Source organism: Undibacterium sp. KW1 (genome assembly GCF_009937955.1).
GTDB lineage: Bacteria > Pseudomonadota > Gammaproteobacteria > Burkholderiales > Burkholderiaceae_D > Undibacterium.
This window is the reverse complement of the sequence record NZ_AP018439.1, coordinates 5,207,360-5,228,224: the sequence shown is the minus strand read 5'-3', so window position 1 is coordinate 5,228,224 and position 20,865 is coordinate 5,207,360. Positions and strand designations below refer to the sequence as shown.

The window sequence follows — 20,865 nt, the reverse complement described above, 5'->3', positions numbered from 1 at the left end:
AGCCAAGTATGGAACAAACTCAGGTATCTCAATCTTCTCAACTATCCCAACCCGCCAGGGCGCGTACGCTGTCTGATCTCAACGGCCATACGCCTGTGCACGTGGTGTGGGAAATTACCCTCGCCTGCAATTTGAAATGCAGCCACTGCGGTTCTCGCGCAGGCAAGCGCAGGGTGGGTGAGCTCTCCACCGAAGAAGCCTTCTCCGTGATCGATCAACTGGCCGCCCTGGGCACGCGTGAAATCACCCTCATAGGTGGCGAAGCCTTCTTGCGCAAGGACTGGCTGCAAATGGTGGAACGTATTGCTGGTCACGGCATACGGGTAGGCATGCAAACCGGTGCCCGCAACCTCAATACTGCAAGGCTGGAAGCAGGCAAGCAGGCCGGTTTGTTTGGCATAGGTGTGTCCATCGATGGCATGAAGGATTATCACGACAGGGTGCGTGGCGTGGTCGGTTCCTGGAATGATGCCCTGCGTGCCATGGAAACCGCCAAGTCCCTGGGCCTGGGTGTCAGCTGTAATACCCAGATAGGTGCAGAGACCATAGATCAGCTGGAGCCCCTGTTCAACCGCATCATCGAAGCAGGTGCCACTCACTGGCAATTACAGATCACCGTGGCCATGGGCAATGCGGTAGAGAATGACCACCTGTTGCTGCAACCGCACCGCGTGCTGGAGCTCATGCCACTGCTGAACCGCCTTTATCATGAAGGCCAGCAACGCGGCCTGTTGCTGACCTTTGGCAACAACCTTGGTTACTTCGGTCCTTTCGAGCATCACTGGCGTGGCCTCGGTGATGAAACCTTGCACTGGACAGGTTGCGCTGCCGGCCAGAATGTCATCGGTCTTGAGGCGGACGGTACCATCAAGGGTTGTCCATCTTTGGCAACAGAAACCTATGGTGGTGGCAATGTCCGTGACACTGCCGTGGCAGAATTGTGGAACACGTCTGAGGAACTGCACTTTGGCCGCATGCGCAATATCGATTCACTGTGGGGGCATTGTCGCACCTGCTACTACGCCGATGTCTGCCGTGGTGGCTGTACCTGGACTTCAGATTCCCTGTTCGGCAAGCCCGGCAATAATCCCTATTGCCACTACCGTGCACTGAAGCTGGAGAAACGCGGCATACATGAAAAAATCCGCAAAGTGGCACCAGCGCCTGACAAGCCTTTTGCCATAGGCAGGTTTGAACTGTATGAAGAAGCGATTCCCGGCAGGCAAATTCTGCCTGAGGAACCTGCGCCAGCACCACGCGTGGCAGAACGCACCAGCAGCAATCCCTTGCCTGAACTGGGATTGTGCCGCAACTGTCATGAGTACATCTGGCAGGATGAGACAGAGTGCCCGCACTGCCATGCCGATGTCGTTACCGCCGCACAAAAATATGCCATTGAAGAAGCCAGACGGCAAGCCGTCATGACAGAACTCAAGAGCGTACTCGATCGCCTGCATGTGCTGACCAGCACAGTGTAACGATCAAAGCCCGGCCTCCAAATTTTTTGGGGTTTGCCGGGGGAAATTTTGTATTGATGAATATTTTCCTTAATCCGCCTGGCTTTATATTGATGCCAGGATTTCTCGAAGGAGTAGATATGGTTTCCCCAACACATGCAGCACCCTTGGCCGCCTTGTATGCAGTACCCATGCATGAAGCAATCGCCAGTGGCGATGTCAAAAAAATGTCCACCGTCCGCGATCAGGCACTGGACTATCTGGCAGCCGCATCAGAAATAGAACGCCTCTTACCGTCGCTGGAAACAGCCATGAAGGCCAAGGGCTTGCCGCCACAAGCCTTGTATGGTGTGGCGATACAAGATGCAGTGACACGTGGTGATCAGGCTGAAATTTCTCGTCTGAAAGCGCAAGTGGCTTACTATAATCGTTTGTTTTAATGTTTTCGTAGGTTGGCTTGAACTTGTAGGTTGGGCTGCGGTTTTCCAGCCCAACACTCGGCGTTTAAATAACGTATGCGTATGTTGAGGCCAAGTGTCGGGCTGATGAAGCGTAGCCCAACCTACAAAATTTCAATCAACTCCCCACCTTCTCCGGCGGCGTCACAATCAACACCGAAGGCACAGCCTCAGGGTTATACAGGCGCAAATAAAAGTGCCCTATGCCCGCCGTACCCAGCATCAGGTTAGGCGTCTCACCCGTACCTGCCACGCCGCAAGGCCAGGGCATGTCGGACTGGCCGTAATGCTGCCAGCCTTCCTGCCCTATCTTTTCGGCGACCTGTGTCAGGTCAGGGCGTTTCAGACATTGTCCGGCCATGATCATCAATTCGGCATTGCCACATGCGCCGTGACACAGCGAAAAATTACCTATGCCATGCACCCAGGCAGGCAACAGTGAACTGGCGGTGGTTTGTATGGCCGCATTCAATTCCTGCATGAGCATGGCATCATCCGGCATCAGGGCAACATTGCGCAGGCGTGATAAACCTATGCCTGGTGCGCCATGGCACCAGGCCATGTTATACACCGGAGGTGCATCGGTCTGGCTGGCATCCATGATGCGCAGGTCTGGCCAGTTATTATGCTGGGCGCTGAACAGGCCACGTTCATAGCGCAAGCCTTCGTTGGCCCCATCCAGGTAGCGCTTTTCTCCTGTGGCGCGATACAGTTCCAGCAAGGCAGTGACGATGCCAGCCACGCCATGTGAATGACCGGTCAGGTGTTTTTGTCCGGGCACATGCATGGTTTCCCATGACCAGCCAGCGTCGCTTTTGCTGGCGTGCTCTAGCAAATAATCACCGTGTCTTTGCGCCATGGTGATGAAGTCAGAGCGCTGGTGTTCCAGGCCGAGTTTCAACATCGCCGGTATGGCACCGGCACTGCCGCCGATGACATCGATGAACATCGCATCCGGCACCTGCTCTTTGAGGCTGGCCATTTCACGCAGGCCACGGGCGATAAGGGCTTCATTTTTCAATAATGTACCTATGCGTACCAGCACATAGGCAAAGCCGCTGCTGCCTGCGTAAAAACCGCTGCGGGCTGGGCCCTGCATTTTGTCAGACAGCGACAGTGCCTGGTTCAATGCACCTTCGAGTATCCGTTTTTGTTGTTTGTCGCCGCTGAACTGATGCAGTTCAGCGAGGAACAGGGCGATGCCGCTGGTGCCGCCATACAGGTCACCGGCAAAGGAGCGGTAAGCTGGTACCCAGTTTTGATTCACGGCTTCCATGGACCAGCCCAGCCAGTTGCAACGCGCACCATCCCAGACCGCATCACGGCATAAATTGCGACCTATACGGTCGGCAACGTCGAGATAAATTTCTTTGTAAGGATTGATGACCGCATTGATGGGTGCAGTCATAGGCGCAGTTACAGGTGTAGTCATAGGTACATTGATCGGTGCATTCATAACAGCAAGCCTCCGCTAAATACGGGTGTTTCAAACAGGTTGACTGAATTGCGGTTCAGGTAGGGGGTGCGCATGTCTATGCCGCTCGCTGCAAAGCGTTTTTGCACGGCGTCTGCGCGTGCGCTCACGCTCTGTGAGCCTGCCAGCCATGCATCGACCATGCCTTCTGCCACCAGCCTGCATCTGTGCATGCCAAAGCTTTCACCGGTACCCGGTTCTTCTGCCACACCTATGCCACTCATCAGTGATTTACAAAACATTGGTGTGGCTGCACGCAGCTTGCTGCCCAGGCTGGCATGCAAGTCCTGCATCAGCGCTGCGACCATGGCGTAGTGGCGCTTGGCGATGTACAGTACAGCGGCATCGGCGCGGCGGTAGGCACTGGCATCGACCAGGGTTTTATACCTGAAGGGCAGGGCATAACGGTTCAGTTGTGTGGTCAGGCCGTAGAGTAATTCTGCTGCGGCATGGGCTGGTACATTGAAGTAAAAACGTATCAGTTCATAATCGTCAAACTGGTCAGACAGGTTGCTGCCAAACGCATAGTAAAAGCCTTGTTGCATATCGGCTGTGCCGGGATACACACGCAAGTTCACCATCTCACCGGCCAGCGCTGGCATGCCCGGCCATTTGTTGGCGGCGTATTCGCCTGCCATTGCGGTGCGGCTGCGTTCACCCTTTTGTATCATGACGCGGCCATCGGGGCTTTGCTGGTAAATTTTCCAGCCAGGGTCCCAACGGTCTGATGTCTGGTTGGCCTGGCTCAGGTTGGCTACCAGGCTTTGCGAAGGCAGGGCAGCTTCATCCACAGCATCACGTACATAGTACATGCCATACAGGCTGTTATTGATGGCGGCGGTCAGTGCCTGGGCTGGGCTGGCTTGGGCACCTGTCGATGTGACGGGGATGAGAGTATTATTGCCTAGTGCATAGCTATGCTGATTGTGGATTTGCAAGGCAGCGTAGATATTGTTTAATTCTTCGTGCATGGATGGCTCGCTCATGATGATAACTCCCCGCTAAACCCGTACAGGGCGGATGAGGCCTGCCGTGAATCGCGCAAAATATTCTGGCTGACCTGTAACAAGGTCGCTGCATGATTGGTCATGGTGGGCGAGTAATACAGTGATTCAAACGCAGTCTGCACCATGCGTGCAGCACCGTATTCTATGCAGCGTAGCAGGTAGGGATAGGCTTGCGAATTATCTATGCCTGCCGTTTGTACATAGCTGCGCCAGAAAGCGTGTATGGACGGGTACATGCCCTCCAGTGGATAAACAGCCTTATCGACAAAGCGGGCAGGGTCAAATTCCTGATACAGCGGCATGGAGTAAATCCAAGAGGTCAGATAGGCTTGCAACACTGCCCCTATATCCCAGCTGGCATCGCCATAATCAACCAGTTCCCAGTCTATGATGCGTAAAGCCGGTTCGCCATTGGGGTCAGGATAGACCACGCAATTATCCCATTTCATGTCACCGTGGATAATGCTGTCATAGCGCCAGCCCTGTGCCAGCCGTGCCAGGTTTTGCTGCAGGTCAGGGTATTGCCTGATCAGTGCCCCCAATTGTTGCACGCCACCACTGAGGGTGGAGCCAGCCTGCACACTGTTCAGATGAAAACTCAATATCCATGGTGCCATACGCGGGAAATTGCTGAGATCTTCTGCCTGCAGCGACTTGCCACGCAGGGTCTGGTGATAGCTTCCCAGTGCAGCACCGAGCAACTTGCCTATCCCGGCTGGGAATGTTTTTTTGCGGGCATGAAATTCTGTCAGGTTTTCACCGCCAGGTAACAAGCTGATGGTCAGGCAATGACGGCCAGCATCATGATCGACAAAGCCGGGCATCAGTCTTGCCAATGCTTCATAGCCTTTTTTTTGCGCCATGCGGTAGCAGGCTGCTTCGCGTTGCATGGTCGAGATTGCCATGGGCTCGACTTCCTTGATCTGCTTGACGAACAAGCCTGAACCATCGCGTCTGATGATCTTGTAATTGCGGTTGCGGCGGCCTGCCTCTACCACCATGAAATCACCATCGACGACCACGCCTGGTGGAACCGTGCCTCGCGCCAGCAGATAGTGGGCCATATTGGATGCGGTCAAAAACATTCCTGATTACTCCTGGTATTGCGCAAGCCTTACGCTTGCCAGTATGCCGAAACCCCAGGTGCAAAATTGCACCCGGGGTTTACAAAGAATGAGTCAACCCCCGGTCGGGAATGTATCCCGACCGTTTTTACCAGGGCTGATCAAACTGCTCTGTACTGCTTTAGTTCACTTGCTCCTTGATTAGCAAAAACCAGGTGCAGTGACATTGCCGCAAATTGGCATGTTATTCGTAGGAATAACAGGCCCTACCGTCATTGGCAGGCAAGTGTTGCCACAAACTTGCATGTTTTGGGTAGGAATTACAGGGCCAACTGTCATCGGCAGGCAAGTGCAACCCAGCAGATGGGTGGGAGCTACCGTTTGTGTGCACACCGTAGCAGCTGTGTGGCAAACAGGTACGGCGGTATGGCAAACAGCGGCAACAACGGTTGGGCAATGTGGCGGCGCTGACAGTGGTGGCTGGCAACCATGCCACGCTGTATGACCGCAAAATTGCGGCGCGGCTGTGCAAAAGTGAACGCCAGTTGGGCCAACCTGCTGTTGTGCTTCCAGGGTAGGTGGAGGGCAAACAAAGCAATGTGTCGCATTCGTTGGGTTCATTGCCTGTGCTTGCTGAGGTGCAGCCTGCTGCGCCTCAATGGTGAACGGTGGGCAAATGAAGCAATGAGTATTGGCAGTAGGATTTGTCGTTGGATGGATAGGGAATTGTGCCTGTTGCGCTTGTTGTGCTTGTGGTGGCGGGCAACCCTGCCATGCCGTATTGCCGCAAACCTGAGGTGCAGCGGTGCAATGTTGCACGCCGGTTGGACCGATGGGCGGGCAAGGCTGCCACGCTGTGTTACCGCAAAATTGTGGTGCGGCTGTGCAATGCTGTACGCCGGTTGGTCCGACATTGGCTTGTGCTGCAAATTGCTGGGCAGGCGCTGCTGCTCCGGCAAAGTTTTGTGCCTGCGCTGGTGCGGCCAGGCCACCCACACCACCATGTAGTACCGGTGTCTGATTTTGGAATACTGGTGTCTGGTTTTGGATTATGGTTGGATCGAAGGTCGTAGTGATAGGCAAGCGTGTATTAGCCTGACATTGTATGCCGCATTGAGGTTGATTATGGGTGAAATGGCATATTGCGGGGCTGGTGACATGCTGGCAGATTGGTCCAACCAGAGTCTGCGGGAAGCATTGTGGCGGTTGCGTCACATGGCAGATGACAGGCGAAGTTGGTATCAGGCATTGTGGTGGTTGTGTCAGATGATGACATGCGGCCGGAATAGTCACAGGCAGGCATTGAGGAATCAATGTGTTGATGTGACAAATCGGTAATTGAGTAGTCATGGCAAAACTCTCCTAAGAGTGGTACTGCATTTCATGAACAAAAAAGAAAACCAGGGAAAAACAAAACAACAAACTAATGGCCGCAATGCATGCCTCTGATAAGAAGCAGGGCAATGACATGCGCCATTCTTCACACATTCGCATGAGAAAAAGGCCATTCAAACAAGAGCCCTTCACATCACGAATATTCCAATTCGGGTAATTCGGTCTGAATTCTTGTCGGAATTTCTGTCAGATTATTTCGGGGTATCAGGGCAACCTGGCCATGCAGTGTTGCCGCATTGCGCCGGGGCCTGCGTGCAGTTCAGTACGCCGGTAGGGCCGCCAGCCACCGCTGCCTGGGCTGCAGCATTGGCGGCGGATGCTGCCTGCGCACTTTGTATGGGCCCGTTGAAAAAACTGAGCTTGGTGTCAGCCACGCTCTTGCCCTTGCGTATGAGCTCGGCATCGGCCTTGATCCATACATAGGCTGTTTCCAGGGGATTATTGCTGCTGGCGGATGCCGCCGCCGTGTGCAAGATTGCGTCGCTGGGGATTTCATAATATTCATTCAGGACTGCATTCAGGTACAGCCGGGTATAGCCTTCCAGTGCAGAATTACCCACAAAGCCATTGAGCAAGACCACATCAGGAATATTCGCCGGATCAGCGGCCAATACTTCTACAAAATACTTGTCTTTCGCCATCACATTCTCCATTCGGTTGAAACTGAAACACAGATCAGGCATAGGGCTTTTTCAGATACCTGGTGCTGGATTCAGAAAATTTGGACAACAATACAAACTCAATAAGCAAAAGCCAGGCTCCTGCCTTGCAGCTACAACACGTGCCACCGTTACAAACAAATGACACGTTCAAAATCCCTGCTGTGATGCAAATCCGTGCGTGCAAAAAAAAACGGCGACAACGATCCACCCCAAGCCAGTCAGAAACGGGCTCAAATGCTCAAAAATCACTTGAAAGGGAGAGATTGCAGACGAGGAAATTTAATGCATATGCTTATTACTTTATTTGCATGTCAATAATTCAAGGTTAATTTATTATTAATATTTGTCAAGGTCGAAATGCGTAACAATTTATTACTATCTTGTTTTATGAGTATCTTTTTGCTTTCCGTAACGATGTGTGAATAGTGGTTGATGTCGAGAAATTTTGCTTTGTGACCTCTGTCCAGCTTTGCCTGCAGCTTGATTTGCATCAACTCGTGAAAGTGAGGCACATCTATCCTGAACCGGAAGTAAAAAAATAATGAGGAGAAGACATGGATCTTGAAGATGCTGTGGCTAAACATTCAGAATGGAAGACAAAATTCCGTATGGCAATAAGTAAAAAAGAAGCCATGGATGCTGCCACTATCGCCAGGGACAATTGCTGCGAGTTGGGCAAGTATTTGCACGGCGAGGGCAAATCCTTATTCGGCAATCTGGCAACGCATGCGGATTGCGTTGCCAGGCATGCGGCATTTCATATTGAAGCTGGTAAAGTGGCACAGGCTATCAATGCGAAGAAATATTCCGAGGCAGAAGCAATGATTAATGCTGGCACGAATTATTCGGCAGCATCAAGTGCGGTAGGAGTGGCCATCATGAAATTCAAAAAAGAGGCGGGATTATGAAGTGAATTATGCTTTTATTAATGGATGACATTCATTTACCCCCATTAGTCTGTCGCCGGGCTAATGGGGGGGCAACTATCAGATGCCACGCTGATTGACGCGCCTGGACAGTTCCTCTGCGGTCTCCTTGCGTTCACTATATCTATCCACAAGATAAGTGGCTACATCACGTGTCAGTAAAGTGAACTTCATTAACTCTTCCATGACATCGACTACGCGATCATAGTAAGCTGATGGCTTCATGCGTCCGACCTCATCAAATTCAAGAAAAGCTTTCGCGACCGATGACTGATTCGGTATCGTGATCATGCGCATCCAGCGGCCAAGTATGCGCATTTGATTGACGGCATTAAATGATTGCGATCCTCCTGATACTTCCATGACCGCCAGTGTCTTGCCCTGCGTAGGGCGCACGGCGCCAACGGACAGGGGAATCCAGTCGATCTGCGTCTTCATGATGCCAGTCATAGCACCGTGACGTTCAGGCGAAGTCCAGACCATTCCTTCAGCCCATAGCGCCAGCTCGCGCAATTCTTGCACTTTGGGGTGACTGTCAGGTACCTCATCGGGCAATGGCAAACCATGTGGATCAAAAATCCGTGTTTCTGCGCCCATTGCCTTTAGAACTCATTTCATAAATAGGGTGAGATGCGTTTTCCTCATAACGTGGGCTGGCCAATGGTAAAAATATGGACGAGGCAGTCAATAGCGGTGCTATTGATAACGAGTCCAACGCAGTCCAGCGCGCGTTATGAGGCAAACCCTTCGGGAACTGACGATTTGGGCGCATTGCAGTGTTGTGCCCCTCGCTAAGGCAGGAGCCTTAGCAGCGGGTCACGCCTTGCACTGCATCCCAAATCATCTTGTTCGCACTCATCCTATTTATGAAATGAGTTCTAGTAACCTGGCCGCTTCCAGGGTCAGTAATTTGCTGTACGAACGCTCGCGCAAAGAGCCATAAAGGAGCAGTATTCGCGGCGCGTGGCCTGCTCGTACAGGTGCAAACAATTGCTCTGTTTCCGGCTGCCTGAACAAGTCCAGGTGCAGGCTGGGAAAGTCATTGTTGGTGAACACGATTACCCTCCTTGTCGATGACTTTCTCGCCGTCTTCCTTGAAGAATTCGCTTTGCTGCGGTAATGGCAAAATATCCAGTACGACTTCTGAAGGGCGGCATAGCCTCGTGCCAAGCGGCGTTACTACGATAGGGCGATTCATTAATATCGGATGCGCGACCATGAAGTTGACGAGATCATCATCAGACCATTTTTCATCTTCAAGCCCCAGCTCTTCGTAAGGCCCAGTTTTTTTGCGCAAGACGTCTCTTACCGGCACCTTCATTGCCGCGATCAGTTCGAGCAGTTTTGCTTTCCCTGGCGGATGCTGCAGGTATTCAATCACTTGCGGTTGAGCGCCGCTATTTCGTATCCGGGCAAGGGTATTGCGGGATGTGCCGCATTCAGGATTATGGTAAATGGTAATCGTCATATATCTTTCCAGAAAAAGTTAAGCGTTTACAGAGTGTGGAAGTCGATACAAGCAGCAAAATGCCACCGTTGCCATCACACCCTCAGTACCGCTGCGTTTACGCCCAAGTGAGTACGCGTTAAGCTGACCAGCATGCTCGCAATTTGCATTCACTGCCTTTCAGTCAACTGGTAACAGGCGTTTGAATGTGGCTTCTACCGGGAAGCTTGATATCAAAATGAAACTTTGCTTTGATTCTATACTTCAATAATATTGGAAATATAGAATTAAAGTAAAGTAAGATAGATTTGTTTGTTCTTAGACAATGCAGTATCTGACCACCTGATTAAATTGAAAGGGTATATAAAAATTGCTGCTTCAATGTGCAGATTTTTGTACTCGCACTGGCTGCAACGCAGCTGGGGCTTTTTGTGACAGGACTGACAATCTGAAATGAAGATCGAACCCACCTCAAGGAATGCCATGTTATTTCTGACAGAAGCACCGCAGTTTCTATTTTTTACTGGTAAAGGCGGTGTCGGCAAAACTTCGCTGGCCTGCGCCAGTGCGATTATGCTGTCTGACTCAGGCAAACGTGTCTTGATTGTAAGTACAGACCCGGCCTCTAACGTGGGACAGGTGTTTGGTATCAGCATTGGCAACGCCATTACTGCAGTGCCCGATGTCGCGAATTTGTCCGCATTGGAGATTGATCCACAGGCGGCTGCACAAATCTACCGCAACCGCATTGTCGGACCTGCCCGTGGACGTGTAGCTGATGCGGTGCTAAAAAGCATGGAAGAGCAATTATCGGGTGCTTGCACAACCGAGATTGCCGCATTCGACGAATTTACCAATCTCTTGACTAATCCCACTATAACGAAGTGCTTTGACCATATCATCTTTGATACTGCTCCTACCGGTCACACCATACGCATGTTGCAATTGCCTGGGGCATGGTCTGGTTTTCTGGAGGAAGGAAAGGGCGATGCTTCCTGCCTGGGGCCACTGGCAGGATTGGAAAAGCAGCGCGAGCAATACCATGCAGCGGTCAGCGCGCTTTCTGACCCGCGACATACCCGAATGATATTGGTCGCACGCGCGCAGAGCGCAAGTTTGCGTGAAGCTGCGCGTACCCATCAGGAACTGGCAGATATCGGCTTCCAACACCAATACCTTGTGATTAATGGGATGCTGCCAGAAAACGAACTTGCCGGGGATGTGCTGGCTGCCGCAGTATGGAAACGCGAACAGGCAGCCTTATCAGCCATACCCAGCGTATTGAAAGACACTCCTACTGATTATCTACCGCTGAAAGCATTTAATCTGGTCGGACTGGAGGCACTAAGGGCCTTGTTGGTACCAGCGAACACGCAGAAAAAACGGAGCGATGTTGCGCCGGTAGATATTCCTCTTGTTCCCAGTCTCGCTGGTTTAATTGACGGTCTGGTTGGTAACGGTCATGGCCTGATCATGACCATGGGCAAAGGTGGTGTGGGTAAAACCACAGTTGCAGCAGCCATTGCGCTGGAACTGGCTGGTCGCGGCTATCCAGTACATTTGACGACTTCTGATCCTGCGGCACATTTGATTGAGACCTTGGACGGCAGCCTGGAAAATTTGACCGTTAGCCGTATAGATCCGCATACAGAGACTGCACGTTACTGCGCGGAGGTAATGAAAAGCAAGGGCAAGAATCTGGACGATCGTGGGCGCGCCTTGTTGGAGGAAGACTTACGCTCACCTTGCACAGAAGAAATTGCCGTGTTCCAGGCTTTTTCACGTGTCATACGCGAAGCCGGCAAGAAATTTGTGGTCATGGACACCGCATCGACTGGACACACGCTGCTGTTACTTGATGCGACAGGCGCCTACCATAGAGAAATTGAACGGCAGATGCTCAATACCAAGGTACATTTCACAACGCCCATGATGCAGTTGCAAGACCCGCTTCAAACCAAAGTTGTCATCATCACCTTGGCTGAGACTACGCCAGTTCTGGAAGCAGCGGGCCTGCAAAATGAATTGCGCCGTGCAGGTATAGAGCCTTGGGCCTGGATCATTAATAACAGTCTGGCCCTGGCAAATCCGGTTTCTGGTTTGCTGCGTCAACGTGCACGTAGTGAACTACCACTGATTGATGAAGTAGCAAAAAAATATGCCCAGCGCTGGGCTGTAATACCCTTGCAGGCAGAAGAGCCGGTGGGATTGGAGCGACTCAAAAAATTATTACACGCAGTGAGTTAAGTATTGGCAAGGCGTCTTCTCGATAGTGCTTTAGGCGGGCAATGAAAGTTTGCTCACAATATGCCAGACAACATACAATGGCCGACATTGCCATCCAGGCGGTTGCCTTTGTCGCTCACTATCACGTATGAAAACTGCAGTTCCTGTAAAAAGGCTACCCATCAAACTGGCCATGTACATCTTCATTGTATTGGTCTGTACGGTACTGACAGGCAATAGTATCTGGCAAATGTGGAAAACCCATGAGATGGCCATGCGTGCCGGCGATGTGGCCGCCGGTAATCTGGCGCAGGCCATGGCCCAGCATTCCGGTGATACGCTCAAGGCTGTGGATGCTGCCATCATTTCTGTCATGGACAGGCTGGAGCAGGATGCCAATTACCTGCATCAGCGCGACAAACTGACGCTGACCCTGAAGCGTCAGATGGACAACCTGCCCCAGTTAAAACTCATGACGGTAGTCGATGCCGATGGCAAGCTCATGGCATCGAGCAATGCCGGTTTTACCCAGGTCAGTGAACTGGAGCGTGACAATCTTGCTTATCATCAGGAACATGCCGGGGCTGGCTGGTATATCAGCAAATCAGCCAAAGTGGTGCAGGATGGCAGCTGGGTTTTTTTGATGTCGCGCCGTTTCGACCATAAAAACGGCGAATATGCGGGTATGGTGCTGGCACATATTGATGTTGATTTCCTGCTCAAATACTTCAACAGCATTAACCTTGGCAAAAAAGGTTCTGTCGCCATGCTGACAGATGACGGTACCTTGATCCTGCGCAGGCCGCTCATCGTTGGCGCACTCGGGAAAAAATACATTAACAGCCCCATCTTCCGTGAGCAGATTGCTGTCAATAATTTCGGCACATTTTCTACAACCTCCAAGCTTGACCGCATAGAACGCATCGTTGGTTATAGCCGTCTTGAACAATTTCCTCTGATAGCGGTGGCTGCCCTGTCCAGGGAAGAAGTACTGGAAGCCTGGCGCTCCAGTGCCATCGTGCAAGGCATAGGCAATGCTGCGCTGACCATCATGCTGCTGATCTTTGGCGGTATCATCGTCCGGCAATTTGAGAGGCAATTGCAAGCGGCTGCAAAGCTGTCCCAGTTGTCTGCCATCATAGACAGTTCGGAAGACGCCATCATCGGTGTATCCCTGGAAGGCATCATCACCAGCTGGAATGCCGGAGCAGAGAAGTTGTTTGCCTACCAGGCGGCTGAAGTGCTGGACCGTTCTTCCAGGCTACTGTATGCGGACAATGATGTGATTGCCAGTGCTGCGCATCTGGACAGCATCATCAGGGGAGAGCGGGTCAGTCATTTTGAAGTCACGGGCTTGCGCAAGAATGGTGAAAAAATCCAGCTCTCGATTGCCATGTCACCGGTACATGATGGCGAGCAAAACGTCATAGGCGCTTCCACTATTGCACGTGATGTTACCCAGCGCAAGCAGGTAGATAATATGAAGGCGGCCTTTATTTCTACGGTCAGCCATGAATTGCGTACCCCTATCACTTCCATCAGGGGTGCACTGGGTTTGCTGGAATCAGGCACGCTGATGGAACTCACTCCCAGGGCCTTGCAACTGGTACGCATAGCCCATAACAACAGCAAGCGCCTGACTGGCCTGGTCAACGATATCCTCGACATGGAAAAAATCAGCTCGGGTCACATGCGTTTTGAAATTCAGCGCGTCGATCTGGCCGCCCTGGCCTTGCAGGCGATAGAAGCAAATACCGGCTATGCACAGGAACGCCAGACATCTTTTGTATTGACCGACTATCCAAGGTCGGCCTGGGTCATGGGTGATCCAGAGTGCATCATGCAGGTGTTTGCCAACCTCTTGTCGAATGCGGCCAAATATTCACCCAAACATGTGCAAGTTGAAATCCGCCTCAGGCATGAGGATGAGGTTTTCAGGATAGAGGTAGAAGACCATGGTGCAGGTATTCCTGACGAATTCCGCCCGCGTATTTTTGGCAAGTTTGCCCAGGCAGAAGAACATGGTGAAAAAAATCTCGGCGGCGCTGACCTGGGCCTGAACATCACCAAGAATCTGGTAGAGACCATGGGCGGCAGTATAGGTTTTGAATCAGAGTCTGGTGTGCGTACCGTGTTCTGGTTCACCCTGCCTGCTGCTGCACAGCGTGGTGGTGATTTAGCTACTGCGAAAAATTGAGCATTTTATGAAAATCAGTCAAGGTGTTGATTCTTTCCGGGGCGGGCGTCGGCGCTGAGCATACTCCCATAAAATATCCTGCTCTATTCAAAGGGGCAGGATATGCTAACTTTCATATCATCACTGAGGCAGGCATGGCGGCTGTGCATCATCAGCATCCTGCTGTCGCTTTTACCATCGACTTTTGCTTTCGCTGATTCTGGCCGTGAGCGCTTGTCGCTGGACAGAGGCTGGTTATTCCATCCCGGCGATATTTCCATGCCAGAGATAGTCGGTCATAGTGCAAGCTATGGCAATGCCAAGGCAGGCAACGCCCGGGGGGCGGCAGCTACAAAATACAATGACAGTGACTGGCGCAAGCTGGACCTGCCGCATGACTGGGCAGTGGAAGGACCGTTCGACCCCAGGGCGAATATCTCGCAAGGCTACAGGCCGCGCGGTATTGCCTGGTATCGCCGTTACCTGCGGGTCGACGAAAGTGAGCGTGGCCGCTATTTTGAGTTGCAGTTTGACGGCATTGCCACCCATGCCAGTATCTGGGTGAACGGCAATATCGTGCACCGCAACTGGTCTGGTTATAACGCCAGTAATATCGATATCACACCCTATCTGCGCTATGGGGATGTCAGCAATACCATTGCCATTCGTGTCGATGCCGAACAGATGGAGGGTTGGTGGTATGAAGGTGCGGGTATTTACCGCCATGCATGGCTGCTGAAATCCGATCCCGTCCACATCATGACTGACGGTGTGCATGCAACACCCAAACAAATCAATGACAAACAGTGGCAAATCCCGGTAGCGGTGACGCTGGACAACAGCGGCAAGCAGACAGCTAATGTCAAGGTCGAAGTCACGGTGTTTAGTCCCGATGATAAGGTGGTCGCCAGCAAGATACAGTCAGTCAGTGTGCCTGTGCTTGGCCAGGCTATCGCCAAATTGCCAGTAGCCATCAATCAACCACAGCGCTGGACGCTGGATAAACCGGCACTGTACCGCGTTAAAACAGTGGTGCTGCAAGACGGCAGGGCATTGGATGAGGTGAGTCTGAAAACCGGCTTTCGCAGCATACGTTTTGATGCCAGGCAAGGTTTCTTCCTCAATGATCAGCATGTGAAATTGCAGGGGGTTTGCCTGCATCAGGATCATGCCGGTGTCGGTGTGGCGGTGCCAGATGCTATCTGGGAATATCGCTTGCGCCGCCTGAAAGAACTGGGCGTGAATGCCATACGCTTTTCCCATAATGCACCGGCCCCTGAAGTGCTGGATATGGCAGACCGCATGGGCTTTCTGGTCATGGATGAAAACCGCAATTTTAATCCCTCACCAGACTATATGAAGCAACTGGAATGGATGGTGCGGCGTGACCGGCATCATCCCGGCGTGATCCTGTGGTCAGTGTTTAATGAAGAACCGGTACAGGGCACAGAAGTCGGCTATGAAATGGCACGCCGCATGACAGCGGCAGTCAAGGCGCTGGATGATACCCGGCCTGTCACTGCCGCGATGAATGGCGGATTTTTTACTGCCTTGAATGTCTCACATGCCGTCGATGTGCTGGGTGCCAATTACCAGGTGCCTGATTATGATCGCTATCACAAGGCCAATCCCGACAAGCCATTCACCAGCGCAGAAGATACCTCGGCCTTCATGACGCGCGGTGAATTCACTACTGATAAAAGCAGGAATATCGTCGCCAGTTATGACGATGACTTTGCCAAATGGGGGAATAGTCACCGCGATGCCTGGCAAGCCATAGACAGCCGCCCGTATGTGGCAGGTGGCTTTGTCTGGACTGGCTTTGATTATCGTGGCGAACCGACGCCACACGAATGGCCCTCGGTGAGTTCAGTCTTCGGCATCATGGACATGAATGGCTTTCCCAAGACTGCCTACTACATGCATCAGGTACAGTGGATCAAGGATCGCCCTTTGATTCATATCGCCCCGCACTGGAACTGGCAAGGGCAGGAGGGCAAGGAAATCCGCGTCATGGTCATGGCCAATGTAGAGCGCATCAAGCTCTTGCTGAATGGCCGTGAGCTGGGTGAGCAAAAGGTCGATCCTTACCGCATGAATACCTTCCAGGTCGTGTATGAACCCGGCAAGCTGGAAGCATTGGGCTACCAGGGGGGTAAAGAGGTGGCGCACACCAGCGTAGAAACCACAGGCAAGGCAACCGCATTACAACTTTTGCCTGACCGTGCATCACTGGCAGGTGATGGCCGTGATGCCATGCCGATTACCGTGCGTGCGCTTGACGCGCAAGGGCGCGCCGTCCCAATTGATCATAGCGAAGTCAGCTTTGCAGTCTCAGGTGCTGGCCAGTCCATAGGTCATGGCAATGGTGACCCTAATTCGCACGAAGATGAAAAAGGCAAGACACGCAAGCTGTTTAACGGTCTGGCACAACTGATCGTGCAAAGTCATTTTGACAGCAGCGGCGAATTGCTGGTTACCGCCACAGCGCCTGGCATGACAGCAGCCAGCGTGCGCATACCGGTACAGAAAACGGCGGGTATTCCTGCTGTCGCAGTCAGCTATGCCCCCACGCTGTATCTGCAAAACTGGCGCATCTCACCCACGTTTGCCACGCGACCCGACCCGGCTCAGACATTGGCAGACAATGACATGAATACCTGGAGCTGGGGGCAAGCACCGATGCTGGAAGTTGATACCAGGGGAAGTGATAGCAAGGCAAATCACTTCCATCTGTTCCGCAGCTATTTTACGCTGGATAGAACACTAGGCAGCGGCAAAGCCCGCCTGCTTTTTTCACGCATCAACGGCAAGGCCGAGGTCTGGTTGAATGGCAAATTGCTGGGAACAAAAACTTCTGCGAGCACAGGTGACTTCAGTCTGGATTTGCCCGCCGTTGAAGGACCTGCGCAAGTGACGGTGTTAGTTGAGGGCGAACCAGGCAAGAAAGCCGGGCTGGAAGGTAATATTATTGCAGAGCCAAAAAAGTAATTGGCTTGCCAAAGCCGGGACCATGCGCTTAAGGCTTGCCAGCAGCGCAGCCGTTGCTGGCAAGTCTGATATTGTCATGAACGTCTAACAGAAAACATGCTTTAAGCGAGACTAAAAAACGCTCTCAGCAATATTCTTTTTCTCGATGACAGAGCGCAAAGTATTGTGTGACGCTCCCTGGTCTTGCTTGCCTGCGAAAATACATTCACCCATCCCGCTCAGCAATTCTGCATCGCGGCCGCTGAACAGCGGGCAACGCGGGAACAGTTCTGCGACCCAGTCAACAAAGGCGCGTACCTTGGGTGACAGATGGCGGTTAGCCAGGTAGACCACCGAGATGGGCATGGGGGCGGGTGTCCATTGCGGTAATACTTCACGCAATGCACCGGATTGCAGATGCGGCATCAGCATGAAGCGCGGTGCCTGTATCAGGCCAAAACCCTTGAGTGCGCATTCTATGTAGGCTTCAGAATCATTGACGGAGATTTTCCCATTAACCGTGACATCCACGGTCTTGCCATCGACGACAAAATCCCAGTCGAGATTGCGGCCAGTGCGGCTGGAAAAATAATGTACGGCCTGATGGTGCTGCAAGTCTTCTATGGTTTGTGGTTCACCATGAGTGTCGAGATAATCTGGCGCTGCGCAAGTGATGCTCTGGAACGTGCCTATGCGGCGGGCCACCATGCTGGAATCCTGCAAATCCCCTACCCGTATCACGCAATCGACCGCTTCCTGCACCATGTCCACCATGCGGTCGCCCATGCCCATGACCAGTTTGATGTCAGGGTAGCGCGAATAAAATTCACAGACTTGCGGCAACAGTATCAGCCTGCCTATCGAAGTTGGTACATCTATGCGCAACTGGCCTTTGGGGCCGCGCGCGACGTTCTGGAATGAGGATTCAGTCTCATCGACGTCGGCCAAAATGCGCACACAGCGCTCATAGTAGGCTGCGCCGTCTGGAGTAAGGCTCAGGCGGCGGGTGGTGCGGTTCAGTAAGCGTACCTGCAACAGGCTTTCCAGGTTTTGGATGATGGTCGTGACAGTAGTACGCGGCAAGCCGAGATTGTCGGCGGCGCGGGTAAAGCTATTGCTGTCCACCACACGGGTAAAGACTTGCATTGCCTGGAAGCGGTCCATCGCGGTACTCCTGAATAACTGGTTGGCATAGTTAAGGACTATTCGTCTGAACGAAGTATAAACCTAATTTGAAGCTTGATTAGTCGACCTGACCGAATAGTCATGTTCGATTATAGGCGTTTATCCGCAAGCGCATCGCGCCTACTATTCGGTCCATTCACTAAGCTCTGGCGCGATTGGCGACAATATGATGGACGAAACAGTAACAATTCTTGGTATTTCCGGCGCTATTGGCAATCCCGGCAACGCCGTCAAGAAAAGAAAAAAGACCACAAAGACGGCTGAGCCATCTTTGCAGATAGACAATTTCCTTATCCCTGGCCAGCTTGGGGTCATTCCTGTGCGCCTGTATCGCCCAAAGGGCAACGCGGTTTTGCCAGTGGTGCTGTATTTCCACGGTGGCGGTTTCATCAGCGGTTCCCTGAATGATGCCGATGTACCGGCTCGCTTCATTGCACGTAACAGTAACGTGATCGTCCTGTCCGTAGGTTATTCGCTGGCCCCGGCCAAACCTTTTCCGGCCGCGCCGGAAGATGCTTACACCGCCATGCTATGGGCCATCAAGAACGCTGCCAGCATCAGGGCTGACGCCAGCCGCCTGGCAGTAGCTGGGGACGATGCCGGTGGCAACTTGGCGACTTGCCTGACCCTGATAGCACGTGACCGCAATGCTCCGCCGATTTTGGCGCAGGCGCTGATAGGCCCGATGCTGGACCCCAGCATGACACGCCTGGGCGACGCCAAAAAACTGGAATCTGACCTGACTCCGCAAGAATGCGCGCATTGCTATGGCCAATATTTGCCGCGTTCTTTGCAACGCCTGCACCCCTATGCCGCACCGCTGGAATCCAGCCGCCTCGGTGGTTTGTCCCCCGCCTTTATCGCTACTGCTGAACATGATGTCCTGCACGTGGAAGCCGAAAAATATGCAGCAGCCCTGATCACCGTTGGTGTGCCTGTGCAGGTTGCCCGCTTTGCCGGGATCAAGCATGCCTCATTGCCTGAGCACCAGCCTGTGCTGGTGGAAGTGGCGGATTTTTTGCGCCGCCGCCTTGCAGTTCCCAATGATTTGAATACATCTGCTTTCGTATCCCTGGAGGAAAAACAAAATGTCTGACAAAACAAAAAACTCTCAAGAACTCAGTAACTTACATACTACATCCACGAGGAATATCATGTCCGAATCTACCAGCTCCACTGTACCTAGCCGTAAATCCATCGCCATCAGCGCCGCCATCGTCCTGTTGATTGCTGCTGCTGGCACCATAGGCGCCATCAATGTTGAAGCCAATGACGCCCCCAAGGCTGCACCACCTGCAACGATGGTTGATGTCGCTGAAGTCGTCAGCCGCAATATCGTCGATTGGCAAAATTATTCTGGCAAGCTCGAAGCGGTAGACCGCGTAGAGATACGCCCGCTGGTAGGCGGCACACTGACTGCCGTGCATTTCAAGGATGGCAGCCTGGTCAAGAAAGGTGATTTGCTGTTCACCATAGACCCGCGCCCTTATGCGGCTGAAGTTGCCAGAGTACAGGCACAACTGGCGGCCGCTGAGGCACGTGCAGCCTATACCAGTTCTGACGTGGCCCGCGGTGAAAGACTGCTCGGTGAAAACGCTATCGCCCGCCGTGACTTTGAAGAAAAACAAAATGCATCGCGTGAAGCAGCCGCCAATGTACTGGCAGCGCAGGCGGCATTGAAAGCAGCAAAACTCAATCTTGAATATACCCAGATCACCGCACCGGTTGCTGGCCGCATTTCCCGTGCCGAGGTTACTGTCGGTAACGTCATCGCTGTCGGCGGCAATGCCCCGCCGCTGAGCACCCTGGTTTCTGTCTCGCAGGTATATGCATCCTTTGATGTGGATGAACAAAGCTTTTTGAAATACGTGAACCCGGCGCAGGCCAAAAATACCCAGGTACCAGTCTTCCTGGGCCTGGCGAATGAAGAAGGCTATTCGCGCCAGGGCAAGGTGGTTTCCATCGACAACCGTGTGGATACTTCTTCAGGAACCGTACGTGTACGCGCCGTGTTTGAAAACCAGGATGGCTTGCTCTTGCCCGGCCTGTATGCCCGTGTACGCCTGGGTGGTGGTGCGCCACATGCAGCCCTGATGATAGATGAAAAAGCCGTGGGTACAGACCAGAGCAAACGCTTTGTGCTGGCAGTTGATAAGGACAATCACACTGCTTACCGCGAAGTACGCCTCGGTAACAGGCAGGAAGATTTGCTCATCGTCGAAGCAGGCCTCAAGGCCGGTGAACGCATCGTCGTCAATGGCCTGCAACGTACACGACCTGGTGACGCCATCACACCGAATATGGTGCCCATGAGCAAAGTGGCTGCTGCAGCAGCGAAACCGGACACGACTGCCGAAGCAGGAAAAACTGCTGCGGCCAACAAGTCCTGATCATTGCGTACACAAATATAAACGCAGA

16 protein-coding genes and 1 pseudogene are annotated in these 20,865 nt (G+C 52.6%); 8 read left to right on the top strand and 9 right to left on the bottom strand.

Features of this window, described 5'->3' with window-relative positions:
* The first annotated feature begins 8 nt into the window (after positions 1 to 8).
* Both UNDKW_RS23500 and UNDKW_RS23495 read left to right on the top strand, forming a co-directional pair.
* Positions 9 to 1,478, top strand: coding sequence for a GDL motif peptide-associated radical SAM/SPASM maturase (locus tag UNDKW_RS23500; protein ID WP_162060725.1), 1,470 nt, complete (start codon positions 9 to 11; stop codon positions 1,476 to 1,478).
* Positions 1,479 to 1,597: 119 nt separating this feature from the next.
* A complete protein-coding gene (locus tag UNDKW_RS23495) occupies positions 1,598 to 1,897 on the top strand; it encodes a DUF1843 domain-containing protein (protein ID WP_162060724.1) in 300 nt (99 codons plus the stop codon).
* 136 nt (positions 1,898 to 2,033) lie between these two features.
* Here the strand turns inward: UNDKW_RS23495 and UNDKW_RS23490 are convergent, their stop codons facing one another.
* The 5 genes from UNDKW_RS23490 to UNDKW_RS23470 form a co-directional block, all read right to left on the bottom strand.
* Positions 2,034 to 3,347 carry a lanthionine synthetase LanC family protein gene (locus UNDKW_RS23490; protein ID WP_232063092.1) on the bottom strand — a complete coding sequence of 438 codons (1,314 nt, stop codon included), beginning with the start codon at positions 3,345 to 3,347 and terminating at the stop codon, positions 2,034 to 2,036.
* A gap of 20 nt (positions 3,348 to 3,367) precedes the next feature.
* Positions 3,368 to 4,375, bottom strand: coding sequence for a T3SS effector HopA1 family protein (locus UNDKW_RS23485; protein WP_162060722.1), 1,008 nt, complete (start codon positions 4,373 to 4,375; stop codon positions 3,368 to 3,370).
* The gene (locus UNDKW_RS23480) at positions 4,372 to 5,475 is read right to left on the bottom strand and encodes an aminoglycoside phosphotransferase family protein (RefSeq protein ID WP_162060721.1); all 1,104 of its coding nucleotides are present in this window, start codon (positions 5,473 to 5,475) and stop codon (positions 4,372 to 4,374) included. Before UNDKW_RS23480 ends, UNDKW_RS23485 begins: the two co-directional genes overlap by 4 nt.
* Positions 5,476 to 5,661: 186 nt before the next feature.
* On the bottom strand, positions 5,662 to 6,810 hold the full coding sequence (locus UNDKW_RS23475) for a hypothetical protein (RefSeq protein ID WP_162060720.1): 1,149 nt from the start codon (positions 6,808 to 6,810) through the stop codon (positions 5,662 to 5,664).
* A gap of 236 nt (positions 6,811 to 7,046) precedes the next feature.
* Positions 7,047 to 7,496, bottom strand: a complete 450-nt coding sequence (locus UNDKW_RS23470; RefSeq protein ID WP_162060719.1) for a hypothetical protein — start codon at positions 7,494 to 7,496, stop codon at positions 7,047 to 7,049.
* Positions 7,497 to 8,071: 575 nt separating this feature from the next.
* Here UNDKW_RS23470 and UNDKW_RS23465 point away from each other — a divergent pair.
* A complete protein-coding gene (locus UNDKW_RS23465; RefSeq protein ID WP_162060718.1) occupies positions 8,072 to 8,425 on the top strand; it encodes a CZB domain-containing protein in 354 nt (117 codons plus the stop codon).
* Between the two features lie 78 nt (positions 8,426 to 8,503).
* Here the strand turns inward: UNDKW_RS23465 and arsH are convergent.
* The 3 genes and pseudogenes from arsH to arsC all read right to left on the bottom strand — a co-directional run.
* Positions 8,504 to 9,052: pseudogene (gene arsH, locus UNDKW_RS23460) on the bottom strand (arsenical resistance protein ArsH); the annotation flags it as partial.
* Between the two features lie 255 nt (positions 9,053 to 9,307).
* Entirely contained in the window at positions 9,308 to 9,499 is a 192-nt protein-coding gene (locus tag UNDKW_RS30155) for a hypothetical protein (RefSeq protein WP_370529050.1), read from the bottom strand.
* A complete protein-coding gene (gene arsC, locus UNDKW_RS23450) occupies positions 9,483 to 9,911 on the bottom strand; it encodes an arsenate reductase (glutaredoxin) (protein WP_162060716.1) in 429 nt (142 codons plus the stop codon). Before arsC ends, UNDKW_RS30155 begins: the two co-directional genes overlap by 17 nt.
* A gap of 462 nt (positions 9,912 to 10,373) precedes the next feature.
* On the opposite strand from arsC, the gene arsA reads away from it, so the two are divergent.
* The 3 genes from arsA to galA all read left to right on the top strand — a co-directional run bounded on the left by arsA (position 10,374) and on the right by galA (position 17,283).
* Complete coding sequence (gene arsA / locus UNDKW_RS23445) at positions 10,374 to 12,137, top strand: arsenical pump-driving ATPase (RefSeq protein ID WP_162060715.1); 1,764 nt, start codon at positions 10,374 to 10,376, stop codon at positions 12,135 to 12,137.
* A 127-nt stretch (positions 12,138 to 12,264) separates the two neighbouring features.
* Positions 12,265 to 14,313: an ATP-binding protein gene (locus UNDKW_RS23440; RefSeq protein WP_162060714.1), complete on the top strand. Its 2,049-nt coding sequence runs from the start codon at positions 12,265 to 12,267 to the stop codon at positions 14,311 to 14,313.
* 102 nt (positions 14,314 to 14,415) lie between these two features.
* Positions 14,416 to 17,283 carry a beta-galactosidase GalA gene (gene galA, locus UNDKW_RS23435; RefSeq protein WP_162060713.1) on the top strand — a complete coding sequence of 956 codons (2,868 nt, stop codon included), beginning with the start codon at positions 14,416 to 14,418 and terminating at the stop codon, positions 17,281 to 17,283.
* Between the two features lie 111 nt (positions 17,284 to 17,394).
* On the opposite strand, the gene UNDKW_RS23430 is transcribed toward galA, so the two are convergent.
* Complete coding sequence (locus tag UNDKW_RS23430; RefSeq protein ID WP_162060712.1) at positions 17,395 to 18,426, bottom strand: LysR family transcriptional regulator; 1,032 nt, start codon at positions 18,424 to 18,426, stop codon at positions 17,395 to 17,397.
* Positions 18,427 to 18,613: 187 nt separating this feature from the next.
* Between UNDKW_RS23430 and UNDKW_RS23425 the strand changes: the two genes are divergently transcribed.
* Together UNDKW_RS23425 and UNDKW_RS23420 are read left to right on the top strand one after the other, a co-directional pair.
* Positions 18,614 to 19,543 (top strand): alpha/beta hydrolase, encoded by a 930-nt coding sequence (locus UNDKW_RS23425; RefSeq protein WP_162060711.1) that lies wholly within the window; start codon positions 18,614 to 18,616, stop codon positions 19,541 to 19,543.
* Between the two features lie 58 nt (positions 19,544 to 19,601).
* A complete protein-coding gene (locus UNDKW_RS23420; protein ID WP_162060710.1) occupies positions 19,602 to 20,837 on the top strand; it encodes an efflux RND transporter periplasmic adaptor subunit in 1,236 nt (411 codons plus the stop codon).
* Positions 20,838 to 20,865: the final 28 nt, after the last annotated feature.

Coding starts and splice junctions, on each gene's coding strand:
- UNDKW_RS23485 (WP_162060722.1), bottom strand. CDS start 4,375: ATGAGCGAGCCATCCATGCACGAAGAATTAAACAATATCTACGCTGCC.
- galA (WP_162060713.1), top strand. CDS start 14,416: ATGCTAACTTTCATATCATCACTGAGGCAGGCATGGCGGCTGTGCATC.
- UNDKW_RS23425 (WP_162060711.1), top strand. CDS start 18,614: ATGATGGACGAAACAGTAACAATTCTTGGTATTTCCGGCGCTATTGGC.
- UNDKW_RS23440 (WP_162060714.1), top strand. CDS start 12,265: ATGAAAACTGCAGTTCCTGTAAAAAGGCTACCCATCAAACTGGCCATG.
- UNDKW_RS23420 (WP_162060710.1), top strand. CDS start 19,602: ATGTCCGAATCTACCAGCTCCACTGTACCTAGCCGTAAATCCATCGCC.
- UNDKW_RS23465 (WP_162060718.1), top strand. CDS start 8,072: ATGGATCTTGAAGATGCTGTGGCTAAACATTCAGAATGGAAGACAAAA.
- UNDKW_RS23475 (WP_162060720.1), bottom strand. CDS start 6,810: ATGACTACTCAATTACCGATTTGTCACATCAACACATTGATTCCTCAA.
- UNDKW_RS23495 (WP_162060724.1), top strand. CDS start 1,598: ATGGTTTCCCCAACACATGCAGCACCCTTGGCCGCCTTGTATGCAGTA.
- UNDKW_RS23490 (WP_232063092.1), bottom strand. CDS start 3,347: ATGACTACACCTGTAACTGCGCCTATGACTGCACCCATCAATGCGGTC.
- UNDKW_RS23430 (WP_162060712.1), bottom strand. CDS start 18,426: ATGGACCGCTTCCAGGCAATGCAAGTCTTTACCCGTGTGGTGGACAGC.
- arsC (WP_162060716.1), bottom strand. CDS start 9,911: ATGACGATTACCATTTACCATAATCCTGAATGCGGCACATCCCGCAAT.
- arsA (WP_162060715.1), top strand. CDS start 10,374: ATGTTATTTCTGACAGAAGCACCGCAGTTTCTATTTTTTACTGGTAAA.
- UNDKW_RS23470 (WP_162060719.1), bottom strand. CDS start 7,496: ATGGCGAAAGACAAGTATTTTGTAGAAGTATTGGCCGCTGATCCGGCG.
- UNDKW_RS23500 (WP_162060725.1), top strand. CDS start 9: ATGGAACAAACTCAGGTATCTCAATCTTCTCAACTATCCCAACCCGCC.